At 36.0% G+C, this 14,152-nt stretch carries 10 protein-coding genes and 1 other annotated feature; of the genes, 4 read left to right on the plus strand and 6 right to left on the minus strand.

Annotated elements, in window-relative coordinates:
* Positions 1–54 precede the first annotated feature (54 nt).
* On the minus strand, positions 55–1,743 hold the full coding sequence (gene ezrA, locus KHA94_RS15710) for a septation ring formation regulator EzrA (protein ID WP_213103058.1): 1,689 nt from the start codon (positions 1,741–1,743) through the stop codon (positions 55–57).
* A 236-nt stretch (positions 1,744–1,979) separates the two neighbouring features.
* Here ezrA and hisJ point away from each other — a divergent pair, with 236 nt between their 5' ends.
* Positions 1,980–2,771, plus strand: a complete 792-nt coding sequence (hisJ, locus tag KHA94_RS15715; RefSeq protein ID WP_213103059.1) for a histidinol-phosphatase HisJ — start codon at positions 1,980–1,982, stop codon at positions 2,769–2,771.
* A 32-nt stretch (positions 2,772–2,803) separates the two neighbouring features.
* Here the strand turns inward: hisJ and refZ are convergent, their stop codons facing one another.
* Positions 2,804–3,436, minus strand: a complete 633-nt coding sequence (gene refZ / locus KHA94_RS15720) for a forespore capture DNA-binding protein RefZ (protein ID WP_213103060.1) — start codon at positions 3,434–3,436, stop codon at positions 2,804–2,806.
* A 152-nt stretch (positions 3,437–3,588) separates the two neighbouring features.
* Here refZ and KHA94_RS15725 point away from each other — a divergent pair, with 152 nt between their 5' ends.
* Positions 3,589–4,068 carry a GAF domain-containing protein gene (locus KHA94_RS15725; protein WP_213103061.1) on the plus strand — a complete coding sequence of 160 codons (480 nt, stop codon included), beginning with the start codon at positions 3,589–3,591 and terminating at the stop codon, positions 4,066–4,068.
* A 51-nt stretch (positions 4,069–4,119) separates the two neighbouring features.
* On the opposite strand, the gene megL is transcribed toward KHA94_RS15725, so the two are convergent.
* The 3 genes from megL to KHA94_RS15740 all read right to left on the minus strand — a co-directional run bounded on the left by megL (position 4,120) and on the right by KHA94_RS15740 (position 8,064).
* The gene (gene megL, locus KHA94_RS15730; RefSeq protein WP_213103062.1) at positions 4,120–5,307 is read right to left on the minus strand and encodes a methionine gamma-lyase; all 1,188 of its coding nucleotides are present in this window, start codon (positions 5,305–5,307) and stop codon (positions 4,120–4,122) included.
* 193 nt (positions 5,308–5,500) lie between these two features.
* Entirely contained in the window at positions 5,501–7,384 is a 1,884-nt protein-coding gene (locus KHA94_RS15735) for a sensor domain-containing diguanylate cyclase (protein WP_213103063.1), read from the minus strand.
* 80 nt (positions 7,385–7,464) lie between these two features.
* Positions 7,465–8,064 (minus strand): hypothetical protein, encoded by a 600-nt coding sequence (locus KHA94_RS15740; RefSeq protein ID WP_213103064.1) that lies wholly within the window; start codon positions 8,062–8,064, stop codon positions 7,465–7,467.
* 545 nt (positions 8,065–8,609) lie between these two features.
* On the opposite strand from KHA94_RS15740, the gene rpsD reads away from it, so the two are divergent.
* Positions 8,610–9,212: a 30S ribosomal protein S4 gene (rpsD, locus tag KHA94_RS15745; RefSeq protein WP_213103065.1), complete on the plus strand. Its 603-nt coding sequence runs from the start codon at positions 8,610–8,612 to the stop codon at positions 9,210–9,212.
* A gap of 93 nt (positions 9,213–9,305) precedes the next feature.
* Here rpsD and tyrS read toward each other — a convergent pair whose 3' ends face one another.
* Positions 9,306–10,562, minus strand: coding sequence for a tyrosine--tRNA ligase (gene tyrS / locus KHA94_RS15750; RefSeq protein ID WP_213103066.1), 1,257 nt, complete (start codon positions 10,560–10,562; stop codon positions 9,306–9,308).
* A 156-nt stretch (positions 10,563–10,718) separates the two neighbouring features.
* Positions 10,719–10,939 (minus strand) — a binding site (T-box leader).
* Between the two features lie 200 nt (positions 10,940–11,139).
* On the opposite strand from tyrS, the gene KHA94_RS15755 reads away from it, so the two are divergent.
* Positions 11,140–14,055: a transglycosylase domain-containing protein gene (locus KHA94_RS15755; RefSeq protein ID WP_213103067.1), complete on the plus strand. Its 2,916-nt coding sequence runs from the start codon at positions 11,140–11,142 to the stop codon at positions 14,053–14,055.
* Positions 14,056–14,152 lie beyond the last annotated feature (97 nt).

Below are 14,152 nucleotides of genomic sequence, written 5' to 3' on the forward strand. Positions count from 1 at the left end.
TGAAGTGGGGGTCTTACTGCCCGTTAATCTGCGATAAAAAAGCTGAGTTTTCCTTTAAAGTTCACTTATTATTTCTTCTATTTTTTGCATTGCACCAGGATCGATTTCCTCAATTGCTGTCGCTGCCTGTTCTAAAGCTATTTTGTAATCAAAGCCTCTGAAAGAGATCTCAGCATCTCGCAAACCTTGCTCAACAGAAGGATATCTTCTTCGATATCTATTTCCATATTGAATGACTGTTTCTACAAGTATGACTGTTTCAATCATATCATTTGTCATGTTAACCATCTTTTCTACTGTAAGGACAGCAACCTCTAAATATTGTTGTACAACTGGGATATTTAATGGCTTCTCATCCAACTTAACAAAGACGTTTTCAATACTTTCCTTGGCATCTTCCATTAAATATTTATAATCTTGAGGAAGACCTGGCACATTACTTTTTGAAACAAGCCTTATTGTATCAGCTAATTTTTTTCTTAAGTCATGAACACTTTCACGTACAGCCATTTCGTCTTTTCTTAATGCTTGCAGCTTTTCAGCAAACTTAGCATGTTCCTCTTCAATTTCTTCTAACTGTGTTTTTATTTCTCCAAGTTCTGCCCTTAATATAGAGTGTGCGGTACTTTTTACAATAATATTATGTTCAAGGACTTCGAATCTCTTAAAAATTTTCGTTAACTTCTTTTCTAATTCGCTTTGAATGTCATTATCCTTATCTGAAATGTGATAGCTTTGACGAACAAGGGCTAATTCATCTTTTAGTTGTTTGTTAATTTCTTTGTTAGAATATAACATATTCTTTGTAGTCTCGTTCTGTTGGCCAATATAATGCTTTGCATGAACTTCTTCCTCAAGTAAATCATAGAGCAAATCAATATTGTCTTTAATTTCAACTATACCCTTTTCAGCATCTGTAATTTCTGCATTTTCAACACTACTTAAATAATTTGTTATTTCGTGCTCAATTCTTACCAGCTCTTTATCAAATTGGATATGATCAAGGATAAAGCCTTGACTCGCCATTTCTTTAAAGCCCTCTGTTAGCTCTTTTAATTGAGTTGGTATTTTTGATTGACATTCAACGAGGAATGTCGGTATTACATCCATTTTACTTTTAATCTCTTCCAGATTTCCTTTTATTGTTAAGACAACTTCTCTTGCTTCAAGATAGTTGCCATTTCCTGTTTTCTCATCGTAATCTTCGAACTTTATGAAGGTATCATCTAATTGCTGTTCAAGAATTTCAGCGACTTTTCCATACGTATGGTGATGAGCAAGTAATGTTTTCTTGCTTTCACGGTATAAATCTTTAAGTTCTTCAATCTCCGTCCTATTTTTCTCTTCGCTTCCAACAAGCTCATTCAATTCATTTAATAAGTTTTGTATACTCTCTTCAATTTCATTTAAATATTTTATAATCGATCTTTGAACTTCTTTTGCTCTTTTAAAACGATATTTATCGATATATTCCTCCGCATCGAATAAATATTCTTCAACATTCGGCAGCTGAGCTGTAACAATATCATCCCATTCCGTTCTCCAGCGCTCAAATAGCTCTTCCGTCTGACCTGTCATATTTAATTGCTTTACCTTCGACAATTCATCGAGAACAGGGCGATTCACAATATCCATCTTCCATGTTTCTAACCGATCAATTTCTTTATAATGTTTTTTCTTTAATATAAATCCTGTAGAAAATAGTCCTATTACAATGACGATTACGCCAATTATGTATTCCATTTTTTCAAAAGCCCCCTGTTCTTTTCCGAGCCAGAATTACATTTTATATATTTTTTAAATATCATGTTCAGTTCAATGTTTTTATGATACCATGTATACGACAATTTTTGACTATTTATTTCATTTTTTTATCTAATTTATTGTGAAAAAATTGGTATTATATCCTTAATTGAACACTAAGCATTTAATATTTTCAAATATTTCGCTCTTTTTAACGGAAAGAAGGCAGCTATCAAATGATAAAAGATGGTCACATTCATACATCATTTTGTCCTCATGGCACACAAGACTCGTTGGAGGGGTATGTGGAAAAAGCGATTGAACTCGGTTTTAAAGAAATTTCTTTTACTGAGCACGCCCCATTACCTGAAGGGTTTCAAGATCCAACCCCTGCAAAAGACAGCGCTATGAAAATGGAGGATTTGGGATTTTATTTTGAGGAAATTAGCAGAGTGAAATCCATTTATAAAGAAAAAATAAAAATTAATACGGGTCTTGAAGTCGATTTTATCGAGGGATTTGAACGCGAGACTGCAAATTTTTTAAATCAGTTTGGCCACCAATTAGATGATTCATTATTATCTGTGCATTTTTTAATGTATGATAGCGAATACGAGTGTTTGGACTATAGTCCAGAATCATTTGGCGTGATGATTCAGAAATATGGCTCTATTAATGAAGTATACAGTGTGTACTTTAAGACATTGCTTCAATCCATCCATTGTGAACTAGGTCCTTTTAAACCGAAAAGGATAGGTCATATTACATTGGTGAATAAATTCCAAAAGAAATTCCCTGCCGAAAAGGACTATACTCCAGAGATATTAGATGTGCTTTCAGCTATTCAAAAAAAAGGCTATGAAATTGACTATAATGGAGCTGGGTATTCCAAGCCTCTTTGTAAAGAACCATACCCTCCTAATTGGGTGGTAAAGGAAGCGATGCATAGAGGTATTAATCTTGTCTATGGTTCTGATGCTCACCAAATTAAAGAACTCGGCCAAGGTAAACATACCATGTTATTTTGAGGGGAATCCATGTTTTGGATTTCCTTCTATTTTTATTTTACAGCAAGATAGAACCTATCAATTTCTCGATTACATAGAACTCCATCGATCCAATGGAATATTTCTCGAATGTATTTTTCTGCAAAATATTTTTCATTAGGTAACACATGGAGAACCTCAGTCATATATTGTGTATTTAAAAAAGGCATACTTAATAATCCCTTTAGCTGCAATATCATATAATTAGATGCCAGCGTCCGAAACTCTCTTGTTTTTACTCCTCTTTCCATTACCTTACTTAAATAAAACCTTTCTTTCATCAAATAGGTAGACATTATTTCACGAACAATTTGAGAATCAATCGAAATTTCCCTTAAAATCATCCTTGTAAGTTGCATGTTTTCATACTGGTAATACATGATGTTTTCTGCTATTTTTTTTAAACAATTGGCTGCACCTTGATCTAGAAGAGATAAACCCTTTTCAATACTTTCAACATACCCTTCAAAGAAAGCAGTAAAACAATGCTCTAGCAAACCGTTTTTACTCTCGAAATAATAGGAAATATTTGCAGGATTCACCTTTGCCTTTTTAGCAATATCACGTATGGATGTTCCATCAAAACCATTTGAATTAAATAAAGCGATTGCAGCTTTAACAATTGCCGCCTTACCATTTTCACCCATGTTATCACCTTCTTTCATTCGATATCTTGTTATATAAAAACATTCTTGTTAAAATCACCTTATCCTTTATAAAAATCTCGACAAAGTTTCTCTAATTTCTGCGAATTTTTGCAAATTACAGCCTATTTTTTGAAAAAGGAGGTTGCTTTAAGATGTTTAAAGTCGAAAATTATCGTGGCAGCCGAGAAGAAAATTATTCAATAGTGAAGAAACAGCTTGCTGCATTGCTTGATGGTGAAACGAATCGAATTGCGAACTTGAGCAATGCATCTGCTTTATTAAATCAATTTCTAGATCGAATTAATTGGGTTGGATTTTATTTACTGGAAGATTATGAGCTCGTATTAGGGCCTTTCCAAGGGCTTCCTGCATGTGTCAGAATACCGATAGGAAAAGGTGTTTGCGGTACGTCGGCGAAGAATATGGAAACAGTGCGTGTAGATGATGTACATCTATTCCCTGGCCATATTGCCTGTGATGCAGCTTCACAATCAGAGATTGTTGTACCGCTCATTAAGGATGGAAGCCTTATTGGTGTATTAGATATAGATTCTCCTGTGAAAAAACGCTTTGATGAGGTTGACCAAAGGGGATTAGAAGAGTTTACGAAAATACTTGTTTCATACTTATAATTTCAGGGGAAAGAGCGCAATGATCAAACTTCTAATCATTGCGCATTTTTTTTAAATCTTTTCCAGTGCCTGTTCTAAATCATCCCGTATATCCTCCCATGATTCAAGACCAACTGATAGTCTTAATAATGAGTCATCGATTCCCATATTTTTACGAGATTCTCTTGGAACGACTGCATGAGTCATTGTTGCAGGATGCTGGATTAATGTTTCTGCATCACCTAGGCTGACGGCTATTTTTATCATTTCTAAATTGTTCATGAATGATTGAGCTGTGTCTTTATTCCCTTTCAATGTAAAAGAAATCATCCCACCCGGTTTTCTCATTTGTTTTTGTGCTATTTCATACTCAGAATTTCGGAAATCTCCTGGATAATATACTTTTTCTACTTTAGGATGTTGCAATAAATAGCTTGCTAATTTCTCAGTATTCTCACAGTGCCGATCCATTCTAACAGCAAGTGACTTTAATCCTCTCAGTAATAGCCAGGCATCGAATGGAGAAATGACACCGCCAATATCCTTTTGTGTAGTGATTGCTACTTTGCTAATAAACTCCTTTGTTCCGACCACAAGACCAGCAATGACATCCCCGTGACCGCAAATATACTTTGTCGCACTGTGAATAACAACATCGCAGCCAAGAGAAATTGGGTTTTGCAAATATGGGGAACAGAATGTATTATCCACTACAACTGGAAGTCCTTTTTCTTTTGCAACCTCAGCCACTATTTGTAAATCTACTAACTTCATTGTTGGATTTATTGGTGTTTCAACATATATACAAACCGTTTCTGGACGTATCGCCTCTAAAAGCTGCTCTCTCGTTTCCATTGCTGAAAAATCATGGGTAATTTTATATTTTTCATTCATCATTTCCAGCAATCCAAAGGTACAGCCATATACACCTTGTGAGCATAATATATGATCTCCCGTGTTGGTCATAGCAATCAAAACAGCAGATACAGCAGCCATTCCAGACCCAAATGCAAGAGCAGCCTCTCCATTTTCGAGAGCAGCGATTCTTTCTTCTAACATTTTAACCGTTGGATTTCCAAGTCTAGAATAAATAAAGCCTTCTTCTTCTCCTGCAAAACGCTTTTCCCCTTGCTGAGCTGACTCGAAGATAAATGTTGAAGTTTGGAAAATAGGAGGAGCGAGACTTCCGCTATACTTCTCTGCATCATAACCTTCATGGATTACTTTTGTTTCGAATTTTATAGCCTTATTTTCTTTCATAACACTCTCCCTTTCATCGGAAACGCTTTCATAAAAGCGTAAAAAAATCTTCTATTTATAGATTATGATAAATAAGAAACTTTTGAAAGTTATTTATTTTATATACTTTAAGATAAATCCGATAAATTATCGCATTTTAAACAGCTCATGAACAAAGTACGAAAAAAGGCCAGCCGAAGTAATAAAACTACAGCTAAGCCTTTTCTAATACAATGTCATTCTCTTGGACGATAACCTTATTTTTACCAGTTTGCTTCGCAACATACAATGCTTTATCTGCCCGTTTAAATAATGCAGCATAAGAATCTTTTCGCCCTTTGGACCAATGTGAGACACCACACGATATGGTCACCTGTGGTTCAGAACTTTCAAACACTTTATTTACTAGCCTTTCAGCTATTAACACACCTGCAGTTAATGACACTCCTGGCAAATAAATAGCTAGCTCTTCACCACCCCATCTTGCACCAATGTCAGAGCCCCTTATATTTGCGTTAATTAAATTTGCCACTTGTATAATGACATCGTCCCCGATTTGATGGCCAAACGTATCATTTATCATTTTGAAATTATCGATATCAATCATGATAAAGGTTCCTTCTTGATCTTCATTCAATGATTTATGAATCTTCTCATCTAGATAACTTCTAGAGAACAATTTCGTTAAATGATCCGTGACAACCATTTTTTCCAGTTCCTCTCGCAGCATTGTATTTGTGAATGCGAGAGTTGAATGATGGATAAGTGATTGCAAAAGTTTAAATGTTTCAAAAGAAAAATGGTATGGCGCTTTACTCATAACTAGTGCAAATCCCTTTAGCACACCCTCCTGCATCATAGGAACTGCCATTATAGATTTATAATGTTTAACAGGCAGATTATCTGGTAGATTATAATCGCCAATAAATAATGCTTCCTTCTCTTTTTCAATTTTATCTTGCACAATTTCAATATAAATTTCAGCATCCGTTTTATAAAAGAAATCTGTACTTCCTCTTAATATTTCTTTTTGTGAACCATTTTTAGAAAGCAGGATAAAACCGATTTCTTCTGCATCAAAGGAGCTTGAAATTTGTTCTGTCATGTATGCAATTGTTTCTGTCAATCTCATATTTGAATTTAAACGATGTGAGGTTTCATTAATTAATTTAAGATCAGCAACTAATCGCTTTGATTGCTGGTAAAGTTTAGCATTTTCTAATGCACTTCCTGCTGTATTCGCTAATAGAGCAATAAATTCTACTTCATTGTTAGGAAAAACAAGTGTATTTGGAGCAATGACTTGCAAAACTCCATACACTCCCTGTTTTCCTTTTAATGGTGCATACATAACCGACCTTTTGTTTTGAATGGAATCTTCTAATTGGATGTTGCCTGTAACATATGCTTGCATGGCTGCAATGTTTTCACTGTCATATTCTAAATCTTTAATTGGCAAATCGCTTAGCTTGTTATTATCATGAGAAAGGAGTAAATAGTATGTAAATGTTGGATAAACCTCCTGAAGTGTATAAATGATTTCTCCTAAAACATCATCCATGTTCATCGTAGAATGAAATTTCTCCGTAACACGAAACAGCTGTTTATACCTTTTTTCTTCTGAAGCAGTCTTAGTCAAAAATTGCGCTTTATCTAGAAATTTCGCAGACTCCAAACTAATCGCCGCGAGAACTTGATCCGAAAATTGAACAAATGCCCCACTATTACCCTTTAAAGCAATAACACCTAAAAAATGGTCATTTCTTTTAAGATTGAGTAGTAAACCATCTCCCTCAAATCCAGAAAAAACTCGCTGCACATTCCTTTTTTCTTTTACCTTTTCTGTAATTTCTAAAATGGAGTTATTCGATATCTTCTGTTGGTCATCAATTAATTTGGTTGAAGCTTCTATCAACAATTGCTGTTTACAATTATTATAGCTATACAGAGTTGCTTCCTCAGCATTTATCAATGATTGGATGGATTTGAGCATATTAAGTAATAAATCTTCATATACCAAAAAACCATTTTCTGTATCAATGATATCCAAAAAATGACTTTTTAATTTTATTATTATTTTATGCTCTGAGTGTACCATCTTTATCATCACCTATTATGAATACTGTTTATGGATCTATAAGTTGGAAAAAAATCAAATTCTCCCACACCTATTTATGTCTATTTCGTTTCAATTGCCGCAATTTTTATACTTGTCTTAGTCAGAACTAACCATAATAACCCATCCTCTGATAGTGAATGTAAACCAACTGGATGAGAAGTTCCTGCATTTAATGATATTGATTGGTTGTTGTTTATTTTTATTAATGATTTGCTCTTATCAAATTCATACTGTGTTTCATAAGGACTATAGAGGCTTCTATTTTGCACATGCCTTTTTTCTTCTTTTAAACTTGAATTAAAGTACAGCCATTTTCCGTCTATAAGAGCCCAAATTCCACTTTCCTTTCGGTCAGGTGATAATTGAGTTGGAGCACTTTTTAATTTTATAGCATGAAGGGTGCGAAATTTAAAGCGGTCCATTCTATCAATTTTATAAATAGCTAAAATGTGCTCGTTATTTTTATTTTCATATAATGCTACAATCGGATCATCTGTCGCATGTACACTTGGCTTCAATACAATTGCAAGAGGTTGTTGTGGCTCTTCCTTTTGTGCTGATTGCCGATCATATCGATATATAAAAGCAAATATCGTCACAAGAATAAAAAAACCGATTAACACAAATCGGATAAACTTCTCTTTAGTCGTTTCATTCACAAAAAATCACTCTTATTTCAAATTATCTTACTTTTTATTATATCATATCTACATAGATGAGATAGTATAAAGTGAAACTTTAATCAGTGGGGGTTTTCTTCATCCCCCACTGATTATTAGTTGAACCAATCACGCTCAAAACGCCACGTCCTGTGGCTTTCGCCTGACTAGGACATCCTGTCCGTCGTCGGGCTTTTACGGGCAGTTTATCTCCCACCTAACTTCTTTGCTTTCGCTGAATTTTGAGGTGGGAGTATTACTGCCCGTTAATGCGGGATAAAAATACAAGGTTTCTTTCAATACACTGTAAAATTCCCCTTGACTATTTATGTTTAAAAACGATATAATATTCTTTGTGTAAAATATTGCAGCCTATGTGAACTCTTTAATGATTTCATTTTGTTCCTCAATCAGACATTTCTGATGACGGGGTACTGTGTAACCCTTAGCTGCTAGGGCGAAGGTACATGAAAACAAAATGTTCATCAAAGTTGAGCACATCTGTTTTTATTTTACAAAATAAAAACATAAAGGAGGAGTCTTAAATGGCTCGTTATACTGGTCCAAGCTGGAAACTATCTCGCCGTCTAGGAATTTCCCTAAGCGGTACAGGTAAAGAATTAGAAAAGCGTCCTTACGCTCCTGGACAACATGGTCCAAATCAACGCAAGAAATTATCTGAATACGGATTACAATTACATGAAAAGCAAAAGCTTCGTCATATGTACGGAGTAAATGAGCGCCAATTCCGTAACTTATTTGATATAGCTGGTAAAATGACTGGTAAACATGGTGAAAACTTCATGATTCTTTTAGAATCTCGTCTTGATAATGTTGTTTATCGCCTTGGCCTTGCTCGTACTCGTCGTCAAGCTCGCCAAATTGTTAACCATGGTCATATCTTAGTTAATGGTTCTCGCGTTGATATCCCATCATTCCGCGTTCAACCTGGTCAAGCAATCAGCCTTCGTGAAAAGTCTCGTAACCTTGACATCATTAAAGAAGCTATCGAAGTAAACAACTTCGTTCCTGACTTCTTAACTTTCGATGCTGACAAATTAGAAGGAACTTTCACTCGCTTACCAGAGCGTTCTGAACTTCCAGCTGAAATTAACGAATCTCTAATCGTTGAGTTCTACTCTCGTTAATCTCTTTAAAAAATCCTGCCAAATTCTTGGCAGGATTTTTCTAATTATAATCGTATCAAAAACAGGCTGAACTTCCTTCAGCCTGTTTTTTTCTTAGTATTTGATTAAGAAATATTTCTTTTTCCCACGACGAATTATGGTAAACTGATCTTCAATCCGATCATTAGAAGATAATACATAGTCTATATCCGTCATTCGCTCTCCATTAATTGAAACCGCTCCATTAGCAACATCTTCTCGCGCTTGACGTTTAGATGGCGAAATTTTTGCAGCTACAAGCAGGTCAACAAGACCGATTTCCTCACCGGAAGTATGCTCATATGAAGGCACATCTTTAAAGCCTTGTTTAATTTCTGCAGCTGATAGATTTCTCACTTCTCCGCTGAAGAGAGCATCCGTAATTTTTATCGCTTGATTTAAGGATTCTTCTCCATGAATAAGACGAGTCATTTCCTCTGCCAGCGCTTTCTGAGCCTTGCGAAGATGTGGTTCATCTTGGACAGATTGTTCTAAAGCTTCAATTTCTTCTCGGGATAAGAATGTGAAATATTTCAAGTATTTAATAACATCTGCATCAGCTGAATTAATCCAGAATTGGTAGAATTCATATGGAGTCGTTTTTTCCGGGTCTAACCAGACAGCACCGCTTTCTGTTTTACCGAACTTTGTTCCGTCAGCTTTTGTAACAAGAGGAATTGTAAGTCCGTATGCTTTAGCGCCTTCCCCTGTCATTTTGCGAATCATCTCAAGACCAGTTGTGATATTTCCCCATTGGTCACTGCCGCCAATTTGCAATTTACATTGATAATTCTCATATAAATGTTTAAAGTCCATTCCTTGTAAAATCGTATAAGTAAACTCAGTAAATGATATGCCTGTTTCTAAACGAGAGGCAATTGTATCCTTCGCAAGCATATAATTAATCCCGATATGCTTTCCGAAATCTCTTAAAAAGGTAATGATATTTAATGGCGCTGTCCAATCATAGTTATTTACCATCGTAGCACCATTTTCACCATCAAATGAAAAAATTCTCTTTAATTGTGCTGTTAAGCACTCTACATTGTGTTGCACAACTTCAATCGTTTGCAGCGTTCTTTCCTCAGTTGCCTTAGGATCACCGATTAATCCCGTTGCCCCGCCTACAAGAACAATTGGACGATGTCCATGGTCTTGAAATCTTCTTAAAGTTAAAAACGGAAGCAAATGACCTATGTGCATACTGTCACCAGTTGGGTCCATTCCACAGTATAAAGAAATTTTCTCTTTATTTAATGTATCCTTTAAGCCCTCTTCATCTGTTTGTTGATAAATAATTCCTCTCCATTGCAATTCTTCAAGTAAATTCATTTCTCATTTCCTCCTTTTTAAAAAATGGCTCTGTTAAACTTCCCTGTTGATTTCCGCTGAGGGAGCTCGCGCCTTCCGCTCCAATCAAGAACAAAATAGCATTATCAGCACTGAGCATTAACACAGCAAAAAAAATAAAAAGCGCCCCTGCTAAATTGCAGGGACGCATATTTTTGCGCGGTACCACCCAAATTTGAGGACAAATGCCCTCCACTCAACATGTTAACGGTTTAACCGTTCACTGCTATAACTGGAACACAGGTTGACAGTGAAAGCTCAGGGAGGTAATTCATCCTTCAATATGTATCGGCTCACAGCAACCGCCGACTTTCTGAAACAGAGATTGAAGCATTACTAATTCCCATCAATGCTTATATTTTTTTTGTATTAAAGCATTTTTATCATACAGTGCAAAAAATGTCAAATACCTATTAAAATATTTTCGATGACGTGCTGGAAAAGCAAGTAGGTTATTTTCCCATTACGAAAAAAGGAAATTTCAGAAAAATTGCGAACCAAACCATATTAATATCTCTGTTTATGCTATAATGTATGTGATTTTAGGGGGATGATGTGCATGAAAGAAAATCAACGTTTTAAGGATAAATTGAGGTCGTGGTTCAGCCTATTAACGAATAAAAAAACAGCAAAAGGAGCGCGTATCTCCTTTCAAGTTGTTTGGAACTTAATTTTACTTTTTATCGTGGTTGTCGTTATCGTCGGTTCATTTGCCGGGGGAGTCGGTGCAGGTTATTTTGCCTCCCTCGTAAAAGACGAAAATGTCCGTCCATATGAAGATATGAAAAAAGATATTTATAACTATGAAGAAACCTCAGATTTATATTTTGCAGACAATGTATATCTCGGTAAGCTTAGAACGGATCTAGAACGTGAGGAAGTAAAGCTCGAGAACGTTTCTCAGCATTTAATTGACGCAGTCGTAGCAACAGAGGACGAATATTATTATGAGCATAATGGCGTCGTACCGAAAGCGATAATGCGTGCCGTGTTTCAAGATGTGACAAATTCTTCTGTACAAAGTGGAGGAAGTACACTAACACAGCAATTAATTAAAAACCAATTATTAACGAACGAAGTATCCTTCGAACGAAAGGCTAAAGAAATATTACTCGCTCTCCGTTTAGAAAAGTTTTTTGATAAAAAGGAAATCTTGGAAGCCTATTTAAATGTATCAACATTTGGAAGAAATTCATCAGGGAGAAATATAGCAGGTGTTCAAGCTGCTGCTAATGGAATATTCGGTGTTAATGCTAAGGACTTAAATCTTGCACAATCCGCTTTCATCGCTGGTCTTCCGCAAAGTCCATTCGGCTACACGCCTTATACACAAGCTGGAGAACTAAAAACACCAGAAGGGCTTGAACCCGGCCTTTTGAGGATGAAAACAGTTTTAAAAAGAATGTATGATAATGGAAAAATAGATCAAAAGCAATACGAAGAGGCATTAGCCTATGATATCACAAAGGACTTTATTCCACGCGTTGAAAGTACAGTTGAAAAGTATCCATACTTGACCATGGAAATAGAGAAGCGCGCTGTTGAAATCATGACAGAAATATTAGCAAAAAATGACGGATACACTGAGCAGGATTTAAAAAATAATAGTGAGCTTCAAAATGAATACGAGATCTTAGCAGACCGTAATATACGTCAAAATGGTTATCAAATCCATACTACCATCCATAAAGGTATTTATGATGCCATGCAAACGGCAAAAGATAAATTTCCTTACTATGGAAGCGATAAAGTAGAAATGGTTAAAGACGCTGAAACCGGTGAAATGAAAGAGATTATTGAACCCGTACAACTTGGGGCAATTCTGATCGATAACAGTACTGGAAAAATTCTATCATTTGTCGGTGGAAGAGACTATAATTTAAAAACTGTAAACCATGCAACGGATACAAAACGATCTAATGGCTCAACAATGAAGCCTTTAGTTGTATATGCTCCTGCCCTAGAGTTAGGAAAGGTATCTCCAGGGACAGTCATACCGGATGTCGAGGTCTACCTAGATCCTCACCGTCCAAATGTACCATATCCAAGTAACTATGATAAAACATATAGTGGATTAGTTTCTGCACGCCATGCATTGGCAATGTCCTATAATGTGCCTGCCATGCTAACCTATCGGACAATTATTGATCAACGACCAGCACAATATCTAGAGAAGATGGGCTTTACCACTGTTATTGAGAATGACTACACAACAAATTCATTAGCACTCGGCGGCATTACAAACGGTGTAACAGTGGAAGAAAACGTTAATGCTTATGGCACATTTGCTAATGGCGGAAAATTTATAGATGCTTACATGATTGAAAAAATCGTAGACAAAAACGGTAAAGTCATCTATCAGCATGAAGTAGAGCCAGTTGAGGTTTTCAGCCCTCAAACTGCTTATCTAACCATTGATATGATGAGAGATGTTATTAGTAATGGAACAGCAAGCTCGCTAAAAGGCCGATTAAAATTTAATTCCGATTGGGCTGGAAAAACAGGTACAGGCCAAGATTTAAAGGATTCATGGTTTGTCGCAGTTAATCCAAAGGTTAGCTTTGGTGTCTGGAATGGATACGATACGCCTAAATCATTGGAGCTTCGATATAAAGGTCTTCACCATGGAGCTAGAAATGTTTATTTATGGGCAGATTTAATGAATGCTGCCTATGATGCGGCACCTGAACTTGTAGCATCCAATGAACAATTCCAAATGCCTAGTGGAATTGTACGCAGATCATACTGCGCTGCTTCTGGACTTCTTCCATCTGAAGCATGCTCAAAAGCTGGCCTTGTTGAAACAGATTTGTATAACGCCAAGTTTGTTCCTACAAAGTCTGATGACAATTTTGCAGATGGAAAATTTGTGTATATTGGAGATAAACGATATTTAGCATTGGAAAGCACGCCAGAGGAATTTACTAAATCTGGCGTCATTATCAGTCCTAAGCTTTTTGAGGAGAGGTATGGAATTCCAATTAAAAATGTATCACAGCTAATACCAAAACGAGAGAAATGGTCTAACCTCTTTGTAGCCGATTCAAAATTAGAGGAAAATGGAAAAAATCCGGCTGCACCAAGTGTCAGTCTATCTAATTCTACTATCTTATGGAAACACCATCCTGAAAATGATGTAATAGGCTACCGTATTTATCAAAAATCTGGGGACACAGTCAAAAAGGTTGGAAGCATAACTGCTGGTGATAAACTATCTTATAATGCGTCAAATGGAGAATATTATGTAACAGCAGTTGATATTGCAGGTAAAGAATCTGCCCCATCCAATACTATTCAAATTGGGCAGCCTGAACCACCACCTGATAAAGATAACCCTTCTAAACCACCTAAAGAAGACAAAGATCCACCTGATGATGGGGATGGTTCAAATCCAGGATCTGGAACGAGCCCTGGCGATGGTGATGGAGGTGGCGATGGAGATGGTGACAATCAGCCACCTATGGACAGTAATTAATCGCTTTTAAAGTAATTAAAGAGGGAACTGTTCTAAAATGGCAATTCCTTTGTAAATAAAAATTATGTTAAATCGGCATTTAATACATGATAAAGGG

Origin of the sequence: Cytobacillus citreus (genome assembly GCF_018343665.1) — a bacterium.
GTDB lineage: Bacteria > Bacillota > Bacilli > Bacillales > Cytobacillaceae > Cytobacillus > Cytobacillus citreus.